Below are 18,078 nucleotides of genomic sequence, written 5' to 3'. Positions count from 1 at the left end.
CGTTCATTGCCAGGCCCGGTGGTAGGCACCCAGGGTGGTTTGAGAGCCTTCGGAGAGGCCATCCAGCACCTGCCGCCAGCCGGGTTCGACCACGTAGCGCTGCGGCGCCTTGAGATAGCTGTCCAGCGCCGCGCGCCAGACCCGAGTGACCTGCTCGACATAGGCCGGGCTGCGCTGGCGGCCCTCGATCTTCATCGCGGTGACGCCGATGGCGGACAGCTCGGGGATCAGATCCAGGGTGTTCAGGCTGGTGGGTTCTTCCAGCGCGTGGAAGCGCTGGCCATTGACCATGAAGCGACCTTTGCACAGCGTCGGGTAACCAGCCGATTCGCCTTCGGCGTAGCGGTCGATCAGCACATTGTTGAGGCGCGAGGTCAGCCCTTCCGGCTCCTCGCTCCAGCGCACCGCCTTGGCCGGCGAGCAGACGCCACAGAGATTGGGTGATTCGCCGGTAAGGTACGAAGACAGATGGCAACGACCCTCGGCCATGATGCACAGGCTGCCAAAGGCGAACACTTCGATCGGCACCGGACTGCTCGCCGCGACCTGCTTGACCTGCTTGAGCGAAAGCACCCGCGGCAGCACAGCGCGGCTGATTCCGTAGCGCTGCTGATAGAAGCCCAGCGCGGCGGCACTGGTAGCCGACCCCTGCACCGACAGATGCAGATTGAGTTTGGGATGGCGCTTGCTGGCATAGCCGAGCACGCCGGGGTCGGCCGCGATCAGCGCATCCACGCCCATGTCGGCGGCCTGATCCACGGCGCGCTGCCAGCGATTCCAGCCGTCCGGCTGGGCATAGGTGTTGACGGCAATATACAGCTGCCGGCCCTTCTCGCGGATCAGCTGCAGACCCTTGTCGAGCTGCTTTTCATCGAGATTGAGGCCGGCGAAATGGCGGGCGTTGGTGTCGTCGCGAAATCCGACATAGATGGCATCGGCGCCCTGCTGGACGGCGGCCTTGAGCGCGGGCAGGCTTCCTGCCGGGCAGACCAGGTGCATGACAACTCCTAGACATTCGGGTACATGCGCGCCACGCACCGATGGCGTGGCGGTCGTTCGGCTGAACGGAAAACAGCCGGCAGTCTAGGCAGCTGACCATTGGCCAGCATTGATAGGGGTCAAGTTTGCTCGGACGTCGCGACTGCGACGAAATGCAGCGGAAGGTGCGCGCCAGCCGTGCCATGGCTGGCGAGCAATTGCCTCAAATGCCCTCGTCGCCCTCGAATTCCTCGGTGGCACGGGCGACCATCTGCCGCCACGCGCCGGACTCCTCACCAAGCAGGCGTATGGCCTTCAGGCTCGCAGCGAAGGCGTCGCGATAGTGCAGCGGATTGTTTTCGCTGGCGGCGCGCTCGGCGAAGGCCTGCGCCTCGCTCAACAGCGCTTCGAATTCGTTCTGGTCCAGTGCCATGGAGCTCTCCTCGCGTGGTGATGTGAGGTTAGACCATGGCTGGTCGTCTGCGACTCTCGCTGGCCGACGGGCGCTACTTGAGCTTTAGCCGTCGCGCCAGTTTGTGCAGGTTGCTCGGGTCGACATCCAGCAGGCGGGCGGCCTGCGCCCAGCTCTCGCCGCTGGCCTCCAACGCCCGGACGATGGCCTGGCGCTGGGCAGCATCGACGGTGTAGCGCAGCGGCAGCACCTCGTCGGCGACTACCGGCTCATCGGCCACCTGCGCCGCGACCACACCGACGGCATGGCTGTCCAGATCCAGCAGATCGGGCTCCAGCGTCAGGATCTCGCTGCGCGACGCGCCACGGCTGAGCAGGCGCAGCGCCGCGCGGCTGACCACATGCTCCAGCTCGCGCACGTTGCCCGGCCAGGAATAGGCCAGCAGAGCGCGCTCGGCGGCCGGCGACAGTCGCATGCTGCGCAGCCCCAGCCGCGCGCGATTGAGTTCGAGGAAGTGCCCGGCGAGGATCAGCACGTCGTTGCCACGCTCGCGCAAGGGTGGAATCGGCGCCGGATAGACCGACAGCCGGTGATAGAGATCGGCGCGGAAATGCCCGTCACGCACGCTTTCGCGCAGGTTGCGGTTGGTCGCGGCGATGATGCGCACATCGACCTGGCGCGGCTTGTCCGCACCGAGGCGCTGGATCTCGCCATTCTGCAAGGTGCGCAGCAGCTTGGCCTGCACCGTCAGCGGCAGCTCGCCAACCTCGTCGAGCAGCAGCGTGCCGCCATTGGCAGCGTCGAAACGACCGGGCCGATCGGTGGTGGCACCGGAGAACGCGCCTTTGACATGGCCGAAGAGTTCGCTCTCGGCCAGGGATTCCGGCAGTGCCGCGCAATTGACGTGCACCAGCGGCTTGTTGCGCCGCCGCGAATGCCGATGCAGCCAGCGCGCGAACAGCTCCTTGCCGACACCGGTCTCGCCCAGCAGCAGCACTGGCAATTCGGAATCGGCCACCACCTGCAATTCGCGCAGCAGTTCGCGGATCACATCGCTCTGACCGAGAATTTCGCCATCACCATGATCGAGTGCGGCTTCCATCACATCGCTACGCGCCAGGCGCAGACCGCGATTCTCATGCTCCAGCCGGGTAACCCGCACCGCGGCCTCGATCACCAGCGTGTAGCGCTGCAGGTCGCAGCGGGCATCATCGCCAAAGGTGCCGGCATGCAACGCATCCAGTGTCAGCGCACCCCACAGCTTGCCTTCGACGTAGAGGCTGACGCCCATGCAGTCATGCACCGGCAACGGCTCGCCGATGTGCTCGTCGAGCAAACCGTCATAGGGGTCCGGCAGGCGGCTGTCGGGCTCGAACCAGGTCGGCTCGCGCTGGGAGAGGATCGCCGCTAAACGCGGATGCTGCGCCACGACGAAGCGCCGGCCCAGCGCCTCCTGCACCAGCCCTACCGCCGCCAGCGGGCGCAGGCTGTCCTCGTCGAGGCGCAGCAGCACGACGGCACCGCAGCGAAAGTGCTGGTGCAGGGTGTGCACCAGACGTTGCAGGCGCACCGCGTTGGGCAATTCGGTGGTCAGGTCGGCAAGCAGTGCGTCAGCCATCATGGTGCTGGATACCCTCATGGTTTTTCGAACCATAACCGCTTCGGGTAATTTCCACCAGCAGCGTGTCGCAGTCGCCAGTTTCCGCGGTGTCGGTGCCTGGCACGGCTGTTGCGATGGACTGGTCATATCCATCAGGACCACTGCCATGACCACCGACCTAATCGACCAGACCCTCGGCAATCTCGCCTGTTCGGTGCCGGGTGCCACCCGGGTATTCCGCCAGTTCCGCCTGGACTTCTGCTGCGGTGGCGACCTGCCGCTGCGCGACGCCGCGGCGCGAATCGATGTCGATCCGCACATCATCGCCGGCGCCCTGCTCGCCCTCGAGCCGGAAGAATCCGAGAAGGACTGGCGCGCCGAGCCCGCTGGCCAGCTGATCGAATACATCCTGGCGCGCTTCCATGAGCGGCATCGCGACCAGTTCCCGGAGCTGATTCGCCTGGCCAGCCGGGTCGAACAGGTCCATGGCAGCCGCCCCGAATGCCCCAACGGTCTCGCCGAACACCTGTGGCATATGCAGCAGGAGCTGGAAAGCCACATGCTGAAGGAGGAACAGATTCTCTTCCCGATGCTACAGCGCGGCATGCGCTTCCCGCAGGCACAGGGGCCGATCTCGGTAATGCGCTACGAGCATCAGGAGCACGGCAATGCGCTGGAGCAGCTGGCGGCGCTGACCAACGACATCACCCCGCCGGCCAACGCATGCAATACCTGGCGCGCGTTGTATCGCGGGCTGGAGGAGATGCGCAGCGACCTGATGCAGCACATCCACCTGGAGAACAACGTGCTGTTCCGTAACGCGGAAATGACCGCGCCGACAGCGAGCGACGAAGGCGTACAACGTATCGAGGTGGCTCAGTCATGAAACAGTATCTGCAACCTATCGCCTGGGGCGTGGCAATGGCCTCGGTCGTCGCTCTGGCCAGCAGCTTCGCCCTGAGCATGGCCGTCGGCACAGCGCAGGCGGCCACTGCACACGATCACAGCCACCCAACGCCCGTCGCCGCCCAAGCTACGCCAGGCGAGCGCTGGGCCACCGACGCCGCTCTGCGCGAAGGCATGACCCGTATCCACGAAGCCGTGCAACGCAGCATGCCAAGTGCCCCCGGCCAGCCGGTCAGTGACGAGTCGGCGGCCGCGCTGCAACGCGACATCGAAGCGGCGACCAGCTACCTCATCGCCAACTGCAAGTTGCCGGAAGCCGCTGACAATGCGCTGCATGGCCTGTTGATCGACCTGCTCAAGGGCGCCGAGGCGCTGTCCGATGCCGAGCAGCGTGAACAGGGCCTGCAGCGCATTTTCGACGCACTGGAACGTTATCCGCAGCTGTTTGCCGAGCCGGTATGGCGTGACGGATTCGTCGCTCATCTGCACTGATCGCCGACGCGGTACCGAGCCGCGTATGGCCAGATCATGACCGTCATCAACTTCTAACCTGCGTCATCGCCCATCACATGCGCTAGGCTGAAGGCCGACGTTTGTTGTTGTTCAATTGAAACAGGACGCCTTGCATGGTGCTTCACCGCGTACACCACCAGATTCTCCGCAGCCACCACCTGTTCGAACCGCTGAATGAAGAGCAGATGGAAGAACTGCTCAATGCCAGCCAACTGCTCAACCTCGACAAGGGTGACAACCTGTTCCACCAGGGCGAGCCGGCACACAACTTCTACTTCGTCATCTCCGGTGCGGTTAAGGTCTACCGCCTGACGCCCGACGGCCAGGAGAAGGTCTTCGAGGTCATCGGCAACCGCCAGACCTTTGCCGAAGCCATGATGCTGATGGACACGCCCAACTATGTGGCCTCGGCCCAGGCGGTCTGCCCGTCGCAGGTCTACCGGTTCTCCAACGCGGCCTACATGCGCCTGCTGGAAGCCAACCAGCGCCTCACCTTCGCCCTGCTCGGCAAGCTCTGCGTGCGCCTGCACCAGCGCATCAACGAGATCGAAACGCTGTCGCTGAAGAACGCCACCCACCGCGTGGTGCGCTATCTGCTGACGCAATTGGCGCGAGTGAAGGACGGCAGCAACAGCTTCGAGCTACCGATGGCCAAGCAGCTGGTGGCCGGGCACCTGTCGATCCAGCCGGAGACGTTTTCGCGGATCATTCGGCGACTGATCGACGAGAGCATCATCACCCAGGAAGGCCGGCAGATCGCTATCCTCGATCGCCAGCGGCTCGAGCAGTTCGAGTGAGTTGATCGTCGTCAAAGCCTGCGATTTTTCCGCCGTGTCAGGCTTTACCGACCGAGAGGAGCACCGCCATGCCCAGATGCCTGTACTGCCAGCAGGACAACCCGCCGAAGCAAGCCGAATGCGGCAACTGCGGCATGCCGCTGCCGGAACACGCCGACAGCGCCCCGGAGCGCCGGCAGCGGCGCTTCCTGTGGTTCTGCATCGGTCTCAGCGTCTTCTGCGCGGTGATGATCGTCTGGCTGCCACGCCATCTGTTCTGATGGCGCCCCACCCAATGATGTCTACAGCGGATAGTCGCTTCGCTGTGAAACGCCGCCCCGTGCTGAAGCGGATGTGCCGCGAAACAGCTCAGCGACCAGCCTTCCCTTGCCCACAGCAGTCCTTCAGCGTGGCCCCATGATCTGCGCCAGCGCATCCGGCTGCGGTGCACCCTGGTGCTGCTGCAGACGGTCGTTGTCGTCGAGATAGAAGATCGCCGGAGTCGCCTGGGCACCCAGTTCGCTCATCAGCATCAGGTTGTTGGTGAGCTGTTCTTCCAGTTCTGCCGGGATCTTAACCAGCGCCTTGAGCTTGCTCGCCTTGCCGGCCGCCTCGTGCTCGTTGAGCGCTGCCTGAGGATCCTTGGCACTGAGCAGCGCGGCGGATTTGCCGGCGCTGTCGGCGCGCAGCATGCCGACCATGATGTGCCGCAACTGCACCTTGCCGGACTCGACCCAGGGCCGGGCCTGCTTCCAGAACATATTGCAGTACGGACAATTAGGGTCGCTGAACATGTAGATAATGCGCGGCGCGTCGGCCTTGCCGTCGGCGATCCAGGTGCTGTTCTCCATGCGCGTCCACATTTCCTTGCCCAGGGGTTCGTAGACCAGCTTCTCCAGGTGCGCGCGGGTCAGGTCATCGCCTTTTGCATCGAGCAGGCTACCGATCAGCACGTGCTCGCCATCCGGGGTGAGATACAGCGCCATGCCCTGCCCGTTGTAACGCGCGGCATAGCCCTTGAGCCCGCCGGGTGCCTCGAAACGGCCGACGACCTCGGCGCCACGCGCCTCGACGGCCTTGATCGCCTCCGGCAATTCCTCGGCCTGCGCCATGGGCAGGGCCAGCAGGCTGACGCCGGCCAGCAGGTAGGGTAACGGCTTGAATCGAATCACTGCGCAGCTTCCTCTTTCAGTTTTTCCAGCGCGCGCGCCAGGCTGGCGTGCGAGAGTTCACCAAGATGGCTGCTGACCTGGCGGCCATCGGCGTTGTAGAACAGCGTGGTCGGCAGCGCCGTGGAGCCCACGTGCTGCCCGAGACGCCCGCCACTGTCGAGCAGGACGTTATCGAGACTCAGCCCTGCGGTTTCCAGGAAGCGGTTGATCTCCCCCTCCCCCTCGCCCTGATTGACGAAGAGAAACAGGGTGTCGCTTTCCCGTGCCTGGGCGTCGGCGAGTACCGGCATCTCGCGCCGGCACGGCGGGCACCAGGTCGCCCAGAGATTGATGACCAGTGGCTGACCTGAATAATCCTCCAGCGCCACCGGACGCCCCTGGTTGTCGCGCAGGGCCATTCCCGGCAGCCGCGTGCCCTGCTCGAAGGAGTGCCAGGCCAGGTTACTGAAGCCCCAGCTGAGGATTCCCACCGTCAGCGCGATACCCAGCGGCTTGCGCAGTTCGCGGTCGCGCCAGCCCCACCAGATGCCCAACGCCAGCGCAGCGACCAGCCCGGGCCAGGCGATGAAGCCACCGTCACGGATATCGATGACGCTTAGCCAGTCATCCCGGTAGTACGCCCAGTACAGCGCGACAAAGGCCAGGCGAGCCACCAGCAGCGCCACCAGCAGTAGGCGAAACAGCTGCCGCTCCGGGTTGCGCTCGCTGCGGCGGCCGACCCACCAGCCGGTCAGGGTCGCCAGCAGCAGGCTGCCTAGCAGCAATACATGGGGCACCGCCAGGGCCAGCGGCCCGATATTCACAGTCAGCATCAACCTCGCTCCCGGGTCTGGTTCCAGTTCTGCAGAAAGTCCCCGGCACCGACCTCACCGGTGATGCGGCGTTCGCGGCGCTCGACGCCATCCGGGCCGATCCACAGCAGCGTCGGCGGGCCGAGCACCTGGTAACGGTCCAGCAATTCGCGGCTTGCGGCGTCGCTGCGGGTCACGTCGGGGCGCAGCACGCGCACGCCGTCCAGGCTCGCCTGCACCTCGGCATTGCCGAAGACCTCCTTCTCCATGACCTTACAGGAGACGCACCAGTCGGCGTAGTAATCGATCAGCACCCACTGGCCCTGCGCTTTGGCCGCTGCCAGCTCACGATCCAGCACGGACGGATCGCTGAAACCGAGCGCGTGAGCGTCGGCGGAGATGGCACCCGCCCCACCGCCGGCATAGATCGCCAGCGGCCGGCGTGGATCGTCCGCACCGCCGGCGGCACCGAGCAGCATCGCTGCGCCCCACAGGCCCAGCAGAATGCCGCTGGCCTGACAGAGCACGCGCTGGCGTCGCACTGCCTGCGCCACATGCAGCAAGGCGGTGGCGAGCACCACCAGCAGCGCCCCCCACAGGCCCAGCCATAGCCAGTCGGCCAGCAACGGACGCGCAACGAACAGCGCGGCCGCGAGGAAGAGAAAGCCGAATACCACCTTGACCCGGTCCATCCAGGCGCCCGGCTTGGGCAGAAAACGCTGGCCGACCGTCACCAGCAACAGCAACGGCGTGCCGATGCCGAGGCCCAGCGCGAACAGCACCAGGCCACCCTGCAGCGCACTGCCGCTCTGTGCGATGAACAGCAGCGCGGCGGCCAGTGGCGCGGTCATGCAGGGGCCGACCAGCAGGCCGGAGAGCACGCCCAGCGCGCCGGCCCCCGCGAGGCTGCCCCCGCGCTGGCGATCACCGACACGCTGCAGGCGATCCCGCAGCGCCACCGGCAATTGCAGCTCGAACAAACCGAACATCGGCAGCGCCAGCAACACGAACAGCACGGCGAAACTGGTCAGCAGCCAGGGCTGCTGCAGCGCCGCCTGCAGGTTGGCGCCGAGCAGCGCCGCCAGTACACCGAGCCCGGCGTAGACCAGCGCCATGCTGACTACGTAGGTCACCGCCAGGGCAAAACCACGGCGCGAGGTGGCACCGCTGCCGACCACGATGCCCGCCAGGATCGGCAGCATCGGCAGCGAACAGGGGGTGAAGGCCAGCAGCAAGCCGAGGCCGAAGAAGACCAGCAGGCTCCAGGCCAGTGCCTGATTTTCGAGGCCGCTGACCAGTGCCTGATCTTCGGCCAGCCCAGGCGCTGCCGCCGTGCCGTTGCCAGTCAACGACACCTCGCGGGTCTGCGGCGGATAGCAGAGCCCGGCATCGGCGCAGCCCTGCCAGCCGAGACGCACACTGTTCTCCGCGCCCGGCGGGATCAGCAGTTCGAGGCTGTCGCGGTAGATCTGCGAGTCGCCGAAGAACTCGTCGCTGTAGGCCTCGCCCTCGGGCAGGGGCGGCTGGCGCTTCGGCGGCAGGCCGTCGAACTGCAGGCGCTGCTGATAGAGGTAATAGCCCGGTGCGATCCGCCAGTGCAGCCGCGTCGCGCCGTTCTCCTGCGGGCTGACCGTCAGCGCGAACGCCTCGTCCACCGGCAGAAAATCATCCTGCGAGTTGCCGCCAAACAGCCCACCGGCCGGCAGCGCCAATCCGGGCGCCAACAGAAACAGCAGAAGAACCAATATGCGCATGAGAGTCCTGGCCGAGAAATGACTGCCGCGCAGCATGCCGCGACGGGATTAACGCGCCATTAACACCGTGGTACGGGCTGCATAACGCTGCCTTAATCGCTAAGGTCCACCCTTGAGCTTTTTCTGCGGACCCTACCCATGCACGTGCTGCTTGCCGAAGACGATGTACTGATCGCCAGCGGCATCGTCGCCGGGCTCAATGCCCAGGGCTTGATCGTCGACCATGCTGCGACCGCGGCGGATGCCGAAGCCCTGCTGCGTGCGGCGCACTTCGATGTGCTGATCCTCGACCTCGGCCTGCCCGACGAAGACGGCATCACCCTGCTGCGACGCCTGCGCCAACAGGGTCTGGAACTACCGGTGCTGGTGCTCACCGCGCGCGATGCGGTCAGCGACCGGGTCACCGGCCTGCAGGCGGGTGCCGACGACTACCTGCTCAAGCCGTTCGACCTGCGCGAGCTGGCCGCGCGCCTGCACACGCTGATGCGGCGCATGTCCGGCCGCAGCGTCAACCTCATCGAACATGGCCGGTTGAGCTACGACCCGAGCCGCTGCGAAGCACGCCTGGACGGCCGCCTCGTCGACCTGTCGCGCCGCGAACAGGCACTGCTGCAGGCGCTGCTCAACAACCAGGGCCGGGTGCTCAGCAGCGAGCAGCTCAAGGACGCGGTCTACGGTTTTGCCGACGACGTCGAGAGCAACGCGCTGAACGTGCATATCCACCATCTGCGCCGCAAGCTCGGCAGCGGCATCGTCGAAACCGTCCGAGGCCTCGGCTATCGCCTCGGCCTCGCAGGCGACGAGGACGCGCCATGAGCCTGCGTCTGCGCCTGACCCTGATGCTCGGCTCGGCCTTCGTGCTGCTCTGGGCATTGGCTGCGACCTGGATGCTGGTCGATCTTCGCAGCCAGATGATGCTCTCGCTCGACCAGCGCCTGGCGGCCTCGGCGCGCATGGTCGCCGGTCTGCTGGTGCAGTTGCCGCAGCCGGTGCCCGGCGACGGCCCGCCGCAGCGTCTGAGCGCCGAGCAACTGGGCATCCCCAACGGCCTGGCCTGCCAGGTCAGCTCGCTGCGTGGCGGGGTGCTGGCGCGCAGCCACAGTGCGCCCGACCAGCAGCTGGACGCCGAGCAGAACGGCTTTCGCGACCAGTTGATCGACGGCGTGCCCTGGCGCAGCTTCACCCTGGTGCAAGGCGAGCTGCGCATCACCACGGCCGACCGCCTGGATGAGCGTGCCGCGCTGAAACGCTCGGTGTTGCTGGCGGCGGCGCTGCCGGTGGCGGTCGCCCTGCTCGGCAGCCTGGGTCTGCTCTGGCTTGGCCTGGGCCGAGGGCTGGCGCCCGTGCGGCGGATTCGCGAGGCACTGACCCGACGCAGCGCCGACTCCCTCGAACCCTTGCCGGTCGAAGGCCTGCCGCCGGAACTGCTGCCGCTGGTGCAGACGCAGAACCAGCTGTTCCAGCGCATCGCCCAGGCCATCGAACGCGAACGCCGGCTGACCGGCGACGCCGCCCACGAACTGCGCAGCCCGCTGACGGCGATCAAGACCCACCTGCAGGTAGCACGCATGACCGAAGGCGCCGCCGCCGAACAGGCGCTGGCGAACGCCGAGGCCGGCGCCGACCGCCTGCAGCGCACGCTCGAGCAGTTGCTGTTGCTGGCCCGGGTAGAAGGCAGTCTGGATTTCGACGATGGCCTGCAGTGCACGGCCGCCGAGGTCGCGCGGCTGGCGATTCAGGACGCCAGTGGCGGTGACGGCGCGCCAATCCTGTTGCAGGTCCCGGCAGACCTGCCCGACACGCCGCTGGCCATGCCGCCGGTGCTGGCCATCGCCGCGCTGCGCAACCTGCTGGAAAATGCCCAGCGCCACACCGCGCCGGGCAGCGCCGTCACGCTGACCCTGCAGCCTGAAGCCGAGCGAGTACGCTTCGAAGTACGCGACCAGGGCCCGGGCATCGCCGCCGAGCATCTCGAGCACCTGACCCGCCGCTTCTGGCGACACGCCGCCAGCAGTGGCAGCGGCCTGGGCCTGGCCATTGTCCAGGCGATCGCGCAACGCTTCGACTGCACCCTCATCTTCGACAGCCAAGCCGGCGGCCTGCGCGTATCGCTGACGGTGCCGCTGCAGCGCTGAGCACGCGCTTAGCCAGGGAATTCCAGGCGGAAGGTCGTCCAGCCCTGCGCGGAGCTGCAGTGGATTCGGCCCTGATGGGCCTGGACGATGGAGCGGGTAATTGCCAAGCCCAGGCCGGCATTGCTCGGGCTGCCTTCGCGGCGCGCCGGGTCGACCCGGTAGAAGCGGTCGAACAGTCGCTCCAGATGCTCTGGCTCGATCATAGCGCCGGGGTTGGCCACGCTGAGCGCCACCTTGTCGACGGCGCCCTCGATCTGCACCCGGATCACTCCATCATCTGGCGTGTAACGCAGCGCATTGGACAGCAGGTTCGACAGCGCCCGGCGCAGCATCAACAGATCGCCCTGAATGGTGCCGGCACCGGAAAGCTCGAAGCGCACCCCGCGCTCGTCCGCCGAGAGCTGGTAATAGTCCAGCAGCTGCGCGCACAACGCCTCCAGCGCGACGGGCTTGGCGTCCGGCACGATCAGCCCGTTATCTGCCTTGGCGAGGAACAGCATGTCGTCGATCATCCGGGACATGCGCTGCAGCTCCTCCAGATTCGAATGCAGGTTGTCCTGGTACTGATCCACCGTACGCGCGCGGGTCAGCGCCACCTCGGTGTGGGTCATCAGGTTGCTCAGCGGTGTGCGCAGCTCGTGGGCGATGTCGGCGGAGAAGTTCGACAGCCGCACGAAGGCGTCCTCCAGTCGCGCCAGCATGGCGTTGAACGCCTGCACCAGCTGCTGCAGCTCGGCCGGTGTCGACTCTTCGGGGATGCGCTCGCGCAGCGACTTGGCCGAGACGGAGGCGGCCACCTGGGTCACCTCGCGCAACGGTCGCAAGCCGCTGCGCACCAGCAGCCAGCCGAGCAGCCCGCTGAGCAAGGCACAGAGCACCAGCGCCGACCATAGCCAGCCGCTGAACGTATGGAAGAAGGCCTTGTGCGCGGTGACATCGAGCAGGATCAGCAAGGTCAGCCGCTGCGCGCCGATCGCGACATGCCCGGCCTCGCCACGCCAGACGTGGCCGTCCAGTGTCAGCTCTCCCGCCTCCCGGCCGATCAGCTCGAGTAACGGCGGTTCCGCTTCATCAACGCCCGGCTGAGGAAACAGCTGTGCACCGCGTTCATCGAAAATGAAACCGCGCATCTCGCTGTGCCCGCCGAGCAGCGCCTGCAGCTGTGGGCGAACGCGCTCGAAGTTCTGCAGGTCGTCCAGCTCCCCTAGCAGGCGTCGGCTTGCCTCGAGCTTTTCGTGCAGCGTATGGCGGTCCAATTCGTCGAAGTGATGCTCACTGAGCTGGCTGAAGAAATAGCCGGCCGCCGCCAGCACGCCGGTCACCGCGAGCATGAACATCAGGCTCAGCCGCGCGGTCAGCGACAGCCGCTTCATGGCGCGTCCGGCTCGTCGAGCATGTAACCCATGCCCCGTGCGGTGTGGATCAGCTTGGGCTCGAAACCATCGTCGATCTTCACACGCAAGCGACGGATTGCCACCTCGATGACGTTGGTGTCACTGTCGAAATTCATGTCCCACACCTGGGAAGCGATCAGCGACTTGGGCAGCACCTCGCCGCGCCGACGCAGCAGCAGTTCCAGCAGGGCGAATTCCTTGGCAGTCAGGTCAATACGCTGGCCGGCCCGCACCGCGCGACGCTTGAGCAGATCGACCTCCAGATCGGCGATCTTCAACTGGGTCTGCAAGGCCGCCGCGTTGCCTCGTCGCAGCAGGGTGCGCACGCGCGCCAGCAGTTCGGAGAAAGCGAACGGCTTGACCAGATAATCGTCGGCGCCCAGCTCCAGCCCCTTGACGCGATCCTCGACGCGATCGCGCGCGGTCAGAAACAGCACCGGCACCTCGTTGCCCGACGCCCGCACCAGGCGCAGCACTTCCCAGCCATCCAGGCCCGGCATCATCACGTCGAGAATCAGCAGGTCATAAGGCGCACTCAGCACATGCTGCAGCGCGTCGGTGCCGCTGGTGACGCGGTCGACGGTGAAGCCGGCCTCGCTCAGCCCCTGCTGCAGGTACATGCCGGTTTTCGGTTCGTCTTCAGCGACCAGCAATTTCATGGCGGCGAGTTCCTTCGGTGGCGACGCCGCAAGTGTGGCAGTGCCCGCAGCTGGGACGCCACGAAGCTGACAAAAAAGTAATCTTACGATCAGCCTCTTGTCAGGCCGCCGGGGTTAGCGTGGTACCCAGAAAAATGAGGCTTGACCTTGCCATCGCGTCAAGGTTGAGCATCAAGCCAGTGCTACCAAACTGGCTAACCGAGGACCATCCCATGACCAGCATTCAACTCAAGGTATCCGGCATGACCTGCGGCGCGTGCGTTCGGCATGTAACCGCGGCGCTACAGCCCTTGGCGGGTGTCGAGCGCGTCGAGGTCGATCTGGCCGCCGGGGTCGCCCGGATAGACGGCTCGGCCGATAGCGCGGAGCTGATCGCCGCACTCGACGAAGCCGGTTACCCTGCCGAGGTCACCACCGACTCGCCTGCCCCGACGCCCCGCAAAACCGGATGCGGTTGCGGCTGCAACTGAACATCGCTCTGGAGAAGCCCATGAAACTCTACCTCACCGCACTCGCCGCTCTGCTGATGTCCGGCATGGCCCACGCCGCGGATGTCATCGATGTGCACCGCGATGCCAACTGCGGCTGCTGCAAGGACTGGATCAAGTACCTGGAGGCCAACGGTTTCGAGGTGCGCGATCACGTCGAAAGCAACATGTCGGCGGTCAAGCAGAAGCTGGGTGTCGCGCCTCGCCTGGGCTCATGCCACACCGGTGTGATTGACGGCAAGTTTGTCGAAGGCCACGTTCCGGTTGCGGCGATTCATGAGCTGCAGAAGCGCGACGATCTCGCCGGTGTTGCCGTACCGGGCATGCCGGCGGGCTCGCCGGGCATGGATTATGGCCAGCCGCACCAGCAGTACCAGGTGATCGGCCTGACCACCAAGGGCCGCGATCTGGTGCTCCGCGACTATCTCGGCGCGCAGCCGGTTCGCTAAGCCGCGCTGCCATCAGGATACGCGATGCCGCTCGGCATCTCCGGCAGGGCCAGCCCGATTGGGGCTGGCCACGCTGCCAGCTGACAAAATCGTAATTTTCGCTTCAGGTCGCTGACAGATGCACCGCGCTATGGTGCTTGTCACAAGCGTTGCAACGTCGCGCCTGCGCGGCGGCAAACCAACAATTCGATCGACCGAACAGGACCCGCATGCAATTGACCAGTTCTCGGCGCACCTTCGTCAAAAGCCTGGCTGCCGGCGGCGCCGTCGCTGGCCTCGGGCTGTGGCAACAGCCCGTCTGGGCGCTGACCAGCCCAGGTCAGCCGACGGTGCTCAGCGGCACCGAGTTCGACCTCACCATCGACTCCATGAGCGTGGACTTCACCGGCAAGCGCCGCACTGCCATGGCCATCAACGGCAGCATCCCCGGCCCATTGTTGCGCTGGCGCGAGGGCGACACCGTGACCTTGCGCGTGCGCAACCGGCTGCCCCACGACACCTCCATCCATTGGCACGGCATCCTGCTGCCGGCCAACATGGACGGCGTACCCGGCTTCAGCTTCGCCGGCATCGCGCCGGATGGCATGTACGAATACCGCTTCAAGGTCGTCCAGAGCGGCACCTACTGGTACCACAGCCACTCCGGTTTTCAGGAACAGCTGGGCGTCTATGGCGCGCTGATCATCGATCCCAAGGAGCCGGAGCCTTTCAGCTACGATCGCGACTATGTGGTGTTCCTTTCCGACTGGACCGACGAAAGCCCGGCGCGGGTACTGGCCAAGCTGAAAAAGCGCTCGGACTACTACAACCAGGGCCGGCGCACCCTTGGCGATTTCATCGACGATGTCGCCGACAACGGCTGGAGTGACACCGTCAGCGAGCGCTGGGCCTGGGCGAAGATGAACATGTCGCCGACCGATCTCGCCGACATCAGCGGTGCCACCTACACCTACCTGCTCAACGGCCAGGCGCCGGACGGCAACTGGACCGGCCTCTTCCAGCCAGGCGAGCGCATCCGCCTGCGCCTGATCAATGGCTCGGCGATGAGTTATTTCGACTTCCGCATTCCCGGTCTCAAGCTCACCGTGGTCGCCGCAGATGGGCAGAACATCGAACCGGTGCAGGTGGACGAAGTGCGCCTGGCCGTGGCGGAAACCCTCGACGTGATCGCCGAGCCGGACGGCAGCCAGGACGCCTACACCCTGTTCGCCCAGTCCATGGACCGCAGCGGCTACGCCCGCGGCACCCTGGCCGTGCAAGATGGTCTGCAAGCGCCGGTGCCCGCACCCGACCCGCGCCCTGAACTGAGCATGGAGGACATGGGCCACGGTGATCATGCCGCCCACGGCCAGGCTGCTGCGCCTGCGCCGAGCGACGATCCTCACGCCGGGCATGGCGACATGAATCACGGCGCGATGAATCAGAATGAGATGAATGGCCAGATGGACCACGCCACCATGGGCCACGGCTCGTCCGGCGGCGGCATGCAGACGCATCCGGCCAGCGAAACCGACAACCCGCTGGTGGACATGCAGACCATGATGCCGGTGCCCAAGCTGGACGATCCCGGCATAGGCCTGCGCGATAACGGCCGGCGCGTGCTGACCTATGCCGACCTGCACAGCACCTTCGCCGATCCGGACGGCCGTGAGCCGACGCGCACCATCGAACTGCACCTGACCGGCCATATGGAACGCTTCGCCTGGTCATTCGACGGCATTCCCTTCGCCGACGCCGAGCCAATCCGCCTCAAGTACGGCGAGCGGGTGCGCTTCGTCCTGGTCAACGACACCATGATGCACCACCCCATCCACCTGCACGGGCTGTGGAGCGATCTGGAGGACGAACACGGCAATTTCCAGGTGCGCAAGCACACCATCGACATGCCACCGGGTTCGAAACGCAGCTATCGCGTCACCGCCGACGCCCTCGGTCGCTGGGCCTACCACTGCCACATGCTGATGCACATGGACCTCGGGATGTTCCGCGAAGTCCGCGTAGAAGAATGACGGAGAAAACCATGAAGACAATCAAGCGCACCGCCCTGCTCGCCTTCGGCCTGGCTGCGACGTTCGGCCTCAACACTGTCTACGCGCAGAGTGAGCACGATGGTCATCATCCCGCCAACGCGCCAGCCGAACAGGCCGCGCCGCAGGCCAGCCAGCCCAAGCCCGGACAAAAGCAGGGCGACATGATGCAGGGCATGGACCACGACAAGATGCAGGACATGCACGACCAGCATATGGGTTCCGACCACATGGATCACGGCAGCATGGGCAACGGAAAGATGCAGAAGGACCTGCCAAAGGGCCCCGAACAAGGCAAGCCGCATGATCATTAAGACACTGCCGGTCGCCATCGCCCTCGCACTGGCTGCGACGGCGAGCCAGGCGCAGCAGGCCATGGATCATTCCGGACACGCCGGGCACGCTGCGCCAGCGGACCAGCGCCAGGTGGATCCTGGGCAGATGGATCACAGCCAGATGAACCATGAGCCCATGAACCAAGGCGGCATGGATCATCGCGATCACAGCAGCATGGATCACAGTTCAATGGCTCACCCACCGGTCACCGGCGTTGGCACTGGACAGGAGCCGCGCACGCCAATCCCTACGATCAGCGATGCTGACCGCGCCGCGGCATTTCCCTACCTGCCGCCTCATTCTATGCACCAGGGCGGCAGCAATTTTCTGTTCCTTGCCGATCAGCTGGAATGGCAGGACGCAGATGAAGGCAGCACGCTGGCCTGGGACATTTCCGGCTGGTATGGCGGCGATATCGACCGCCTCGCCTTCCGCTCCGAGGGTGAGCGCACCAATGGCCGCACCGAGGAGGCCGAACTGCAGCTGCTCTGGAGCCACGCCATCGGCCCCTGGTGGGAAACCGTCGCCGGCGTGCGTCAGGACTTCAAGCCCGGCTCGCCGCAGACCTGGGCCGCTTTCGGCGTGCAGGGCATGCCGCTGTTCGGTCTGGAAACCGAAGCCACGGCTTTCCTTGGCGAGGGCGGCCAGAGCGCGCTGCGCCTGGAAGCTGAGTACGACATCCTGCTGACCCAGCGCTGGGTGCTGCAACCCACCGCGGAGCTGAACCTGCACGGGCGCAACGACGAGGCGCGCGGCGTCGGCTCCGGCCTCAGCGACGCCAGTGTCGGTCTGCGCCTGCGTTACGAGATAAGTCGTCAGTTCGCGCCTTATGTGGGCGTCAGCTGGGGCCGTGCCTACGGCAACACGGCCGACCTGCTGCGTGCCGATGACGAAGACGTCAGCGAGGCGAAGCTGGTAGCCGGTATTCGCTTCTGGTTCTGAGGCCCCACGTATGAAGACTGTCCTGGCGACACTGGCACTAAGCACCCTGCTGGTCGCAATCGGCGGCGCGCTGGTGGTGTATTCCGGCCTCATCGATGTCGGCGCGGACGCCCCGCACAGCGCGCCACTGCACGCCGTGCTGGAGACCACCCGTGAACGCGCCGTGGCCGTGCGCGCCCGCAACCTCGAAGTGCCGACGCTGGGGTCTGCGGAGCAGATTCGTTCCGGGGCGGGCAACTACGCGGCCATGTGCGTCGGTTGCCACCTGGCGCCCGGCGTCGAGCCGACCGAGCTGAGCCAGGGCCTCTACCCCGCGCCCCCAACGCTTGCCGAGGACTCCCGCGACAACGACCCGGCCGCGACTTTCTGGGTCATCAAGCATGGAATCAAGTCCACCGGCATGCCGGCGTGGGGCAAGTTCATGGAGGACCGCTACATCTGGTCGCTGGTCGCCTTCGTCGAACAACTGCCCTCACTCACCCCACTGGAATACCAGACGCTGGTGGACTCCAGTGACGGCCACCAGCACGGTGGCGGTGAATCGGACATGCACGATCACAGCGGCCAGCATCCCACTCCTGCCGCCGATCAGCAGCCGGCAGGCGCAGACCATCATCAGGGCGCACACGACGGCCATGCGCCGGCGCAATCAGAAGCAGTACCGGAAGCCGACGTACACCACCACCCGGACGGTAGCCGCCACGTGCATTGATGCGCTGCGCCATGAACGGCGCAATCGTCCTTCA

General features: G+C 65.8%; 20 protein-coding genes. 12 read left to right on the top strand and 8 right to left on the bottom strand.

Annotated elements, in window-relative coordinates:
• Positions 1–3: 3 nt before the first annotated feature.
• From ubiU to norR, 3 genes are all read right to left on the bottom strand, one after another.
• Entirely contained in the window at positions 4–999 is a 996-nt protein-coding gene (gene ubiU, locus CW305_RS04620; RefSeq protein ID WP_104097221.1) for a ubiquinone anaerobic biosynthesis protein UbiU, read from the bottom strand.
• A gap of 202 nt (positions 1,000–1,201) precedes the next feature.
• Positions 1,202–1,411, bottom strand: a complete 210-nt coding sequence (locus CW305_RS04615) for a hypothetical protein (protein ID WP_003299695.1) — start codon at positions 1,409–1,411, stop codon at positions 1,202–1,204.
• A 73-nt stretch (positions 1,412–1,484) separates the two neighbouring features.
• Entirely contained in the window at positions 1,485–3,011 is a 1,527-nt protein-coding gene (norR, locus tag CW305_RS04610; protein WP_104097220.1) for a nitric oxide reductase transcriptional regulator NorR, read from the bottom strand.
• 145 nt (positions 3,012–3,156) lie between these two features.
• Between norR and ytfE the strand changes: the two genes are divergently transcribed.
• From ytfE to CW305_RS04590, 4 genes are all read left to right on the top strand, one after another.
• The gene (gene ytfE, locus CW305_RS04605) at positions 3,157–3,876 is read left to right on the top strand and encodes an iron-sulfur cluster repair protein YtfE (RefSeq protein WP_104097422.1); all 720 of its coding nucleotides are present in this window, start codon (positions 3,157–3,159) and stop codon (positions 3,874–3,876) included.
• A complete protein-coding gene (locus CW305_RS04600) occupies positions 3,873–4,388 on the top strand; it encodes a hypothetical protein (RefSeq protein ID WP_014820942.1) in 516 nt (171 codons plus the stop codon). The genes ytfE and CW305_RS04600 overlap by 4 nt, the downstream gene beginning before the upstream one ends.
• 134 nt (positions 4,389–4,522) lie before the next feature.
• Entirely contained in the window at positions 4,523–5,206 is a 684-nt protein-coding gene (locus CW305_RS04595; protein ID WP_003299699.1) for a Crp/Fnr family transcriptional regulator, read from the top strand.
• 68 nt (positions 5,207–5,274) lie between these two features.
• Positions 5,275–5,466, top strand: a complete 192-nt coding sequence (locus CW305_RS04590) for a hypothetical protein (protein ID WP_003299701.1) — start codon at positions 5,275–5,277, stop codon at positions 5,464–5,466.
• 123 nt (positions 5,467–5,589) lie between these two features.
• Here CW305_RS04590 and dsbG read toward each other — a convergent pair whose 3' ends face one another.
• From dsbG to dsbD, 3 genes are read right to left on the bottom strand one after another with little or no spacing between them, the layout of a single operon-like run.
• Positions 5,590–6,357, bottom strand: a complete 768-nt coding sequence (gene dsbG / locus CW305_RS04585; protein WP_104097219.1) for a thiol:disulfide interchange protein DsbG — start codon at positions 6,355–6,357, stop codon at positions 5,590–5,592.
• Entirely contained in the window at positions 6,354–7,169 is an 816-nt protein-coding gene (locus CW305_RS04580) for a TlpA family protein disulfide reductase (RefSeq protein ID WP_104097218.1), read from the bottom strand. Before CW305_RS04580 ends, dsbG begins: the two co-directional genes overlap by 4 nt.
• Positions 7,169–8,902 carry a protein-disulfide reductase DsbD gene (gene dsbD, locus CW305_RS04575; RefSeq protein WP_104097217.1) on the bottom strand — a complete coding sequence of 578 codons (1,734 nt, stop codon included), beginning with the start codon at positions 8,900–8,902 and terminating at the stop codon, positions 7,169–7,171. Before dsbD ends, CW305_RS04580 begins: the two co-directional genes overlap by 1 nt.
• A 138-nt stretch (positions 8,903–9,040) precedes the next feature.
• On the opposite strand from dsbD, the gene CW305_RS04570 reads away from it, so the two are divergent.
• Both CW305_RS04570 and CW305_RS04565 read left to right on the top strand, forming a co-directional pair.
• Complete coding sequence (locus tag CW305_RS04570) at positions 9,041–9,718, top strand: response regulator (RefSeq protein ID WP_023446765.1); 678 nt, start codon at positions 9,041–9,043, stop codon at positions 9,716–9,718.
• On the top strand, positions 9,715–11,037 hold the full coding sequence (locus CW305_RS04565; protein ID WP_104097216.1) for a sensor histidine kinase: 1,323 nt from the start codon (positions 9,715–9,717) through the stop codon (positions 11,035–11,037). Before CW305_RS04570 ends, CW305_RS04565 begins: the two co-directional genes overlap by 4 nt.
• Before the next feature lie 8 nt (positions 11,038–11,045).
• On the opposite strand, the gene CW305_RS04560 is transcribed toward CW305_RS04565, so the two are convergent.
• On the bottom strand, positions 11,046–12,410 hold the full coding sequence (locus CW305_RS04560; protein ID WP_104097215.1) for a heavy metal sensor histidine kinase: 1,365 nt from the start codon (positions 12,408–12,410) through the stop codon (positions 11,046–11,048).
• Positions 12,407–13,090 carry a heavy metal response regulator transcription factor gene (locus CW305_RS04555; RefSeq protein WP_003283788.1) on the bottom strand — a complete coding sequence of 228 codons (684 nt, stop codon included), beginning with the start codon at positions 13,088–13,090 and terminating at the stop codon, positions 12,407–12,409. Before CW305_RS04555 ends, CW305_RS04560 begins: the two co-directional genes overlap by 4 nt.
• Before the next feature lie 212 nt (positions 13,091–13,302).
• On the opposite strand from CW305_RS04555, the gene CW305_RS04550 reads away from it, so the two are divergent.
• From CW305_RS04550 to CW305_RS04525, 6 genes are all read left to right on the top strand, one after another.
• Positions 13,303–13,560, top strand: a complete 258-nt coding sequence (locus tag CW305_RS04550; protein ID WP_104097214.1) for a heavy-metal-associated domain-containing protein — start codon at positions 13,303–13,305, stop codon at positions 13,558–13,560.
• A 20-nt stretch (positions 13,561–13,580) separates the two neighbouring features.
• Positions 13,581–14,027 carry a DUF411 domain-containing protein gene (locus CW305_RS04545; RefSeq protein ID WP_104097213.1) on the top strand — a complete coding sequence of 149 codons (447 nt, stop codon included), beginning with the start codon at positions 13,581–13,583 and terminating at the stop codon, positions 14,025–14,027.
• 209 nt (positions 14,028–14,236) lie between these two features.
• Positions 14,237–16,036, top strand: coding sequence for a copper resistance system multicopper oxidase (locus CW305_RS04540; protein ID WP_104097212.1), 1,800 nt, complete (start codon positions 14,237–14,239; stop codon positions 16,034–16,036).
• An 11-nt stretch (positions 16,037–16,047) separates the two neighbouring features.
• Positions 16,048–16,368: a hypothetical protein gene (locus CW305_RS04535; protein ID WP_104097211.1), complete on the top strand. Its 321-nt coding sequence runs from the start codon at positions 16,048–16,050 to the stop codon at positions 16,366–16,368.
• Positions 16,358–17,332, top strand: coding sequence for a copper resistance protein B (locus CW305_RS04530; protein WP_104097210.1), 975 nt, complete (start codon positions 16,358–16,360; stop codon positions 17,330–17,332). Before CW305_RS04535 ends, CW305_RS04530 begins: the two co-directional genes overlap by 11 nt.
• Positions 17,333–17,342: 10 nt before the next feature.
• Positions 17,343–18,044: a c-type cytochrome gene (locus CW305_RS04525; RefSeq protein WP_104097209.1), complete on the top strand. Its 702-nt coding sequence runs from the start codon at positions 17,343–17,345 to the stop codon at positions 18,042–18,044.
• The last annotated feature ends 34 nt before the right edge of the window (positions 18,045–18,078 follow it).

The organism is Stutzerimonas kunmingensis (assembly GCF_002929225.1).
GTDB lineage: Bacteria > Pseudomonadota > Gammaproteobacteria > Pseudomonadales > Pseudomonadaceae > Stutzerimonas.
Note: the sequence above shows the minus strand (reverse complement) of the source record. Positions and strands in the feature narration are given on the sequence as shown.

What these genes read in the sequence shown, in the direction of transcription:
- CW305_RS04615 (WP_003299695.1), bottom strand. Translation starts at nt 1,411, where the DNA reads ATGGCACTGGACCAGAACGAATTCGAAGCGCTGTTGAGCGAGGCGCAG.
- CW305_RS04560 (WP_104097215.1), bottom strand. Translation starts at nt 12,410, where the DNA reads ATGAAGCGGCTGTCGCTGACCGCGCGGCTGAGCCTGATGTTCATGCTC.
- ytfE (WP_104097422.1), top strand. Translation starts at nt 3,157, where the DNA reads ATGACCACCGACCTAATCGACCAGACCCTCGGCAATCTCGCCTGTTCG.
- CW305_RS04545 (WP_104097213.1), top strand. Translation starts at nt 13,581, where the DNA reads ATGAAACTCTACCTCACCGCACTCGCCGCTCTGCTGATGTCCGGCATG.
- CW305_RS04530 (WP_104097210.1), top strand. Translation starts at nt 16,358, where the DNA reads ATGATCATTAAGACACTGCCGGTCGCCATCGCCCTCGCACTGGCTGCG.
- CW305_RS04580 (WP_104097218.1), bottom strand. Translation starts at nt 7,169, where the DNA reads ATGCTGACTGTGAATATCGGGCCGCTGGCCCTGGCGGTGCCCCATGTA.
- dsbD (WP_104097217.1), bottom strand. Translation starts at nt 8,902, where the DNA reads ATGCGCATATTGGTTCTTCTGCTGTTTCTGTTGGCGCCCGGATTGGCG.
- CW305_RS04555 (WP_003283788.1), bottom strand. Translation starts at nt 13,090, where the DNA reads ATGAAATTGCTGGTCGCTGAAGACGAACCGAAAACCGGCATGTACCTG.
- CW305_RS04600 (WP_014820942.1), top strand. Translation starts at nt 3,873, where the DNA reads ATGAAACAGTATCTGCAACCTATCGCCTGGGGCGTGGCAATGGCCTCG.
- norR (WP_104097220.1), bottom strand. Translation starts at nt 3,011, where the DNA reads ATGATGGCTGACGCACTGCTTGCCGACCTGACCACCGAATTGCCCAAC.
- CW305_RS04540 (WP_104097212.1), top strand. Translation starts at nt 14,237, where the DNA reads ATGCAATTGACCAGTTCTCGGCGCACCTTCGTCAAAAGCCTGGCTGCC.
- CW305_RS04535 (WP_104097211.1), top strand. Translation starts at nt 16,048, where the DNA reads ATGAAGACAATCAAGCGCACCGCCCTGCTCGCCTTCGGCCTGGCTGCG.
- ubiU (WP_104097221.1), bottom strand. Translation starts at nt 999, where the DNA reads ATGCACCTGGTCTGCCCGGCAGGAAGCCTGCCCGCGCTCAAGGCCGCC.
- CW305_RS04525 (WP_104097209.1), top strand. Translation starts at nt 17,343, where the DNA reads ATGAAGACTGTCCTGGCGACACTGGCACTAAGCACCCTGCTGGTCGCA.
- CW305_RS04595 (WP_003299699.1), top strand. Translation starts at nt 4,523, where the DNA reads ATGGTGCTTCACCGCGTACACCACCAGATTCTCCGCAGCCACCACCTG.
- CW305_RS04570 (WP_023446765.1), top strand. Translation starts at nt 9,041, where the DNA reads ATGCACGTGCTGCTTGCCGAAGACGATGTACTGATCGCCAGCGGCATC.
- CW305_RS04565 (WP_104097216.1), top strand. Translation starts at nt 9,715, where the DNA reads ATGAGCCTGCGTCTGCGCCTGACCCTGATGCTCGGCTCGGCCTTCGTG.
- CW305_RS04550 (WP_104097214.1), top strand. Translation starts at nt 13,303, where the DNA reads ATGACCAGCATTCAACTCAAGGTATCCGGCATGACCTGCGGCGCGTGC.
- CW305_RS04590 (WP_003299701.1), top strand. Translation starts at nt 5,275, where the DNA reads ATGCCCAGATGCCTGTACTGCCAGCAGGACAACCCGCCGAAGCAAGCC.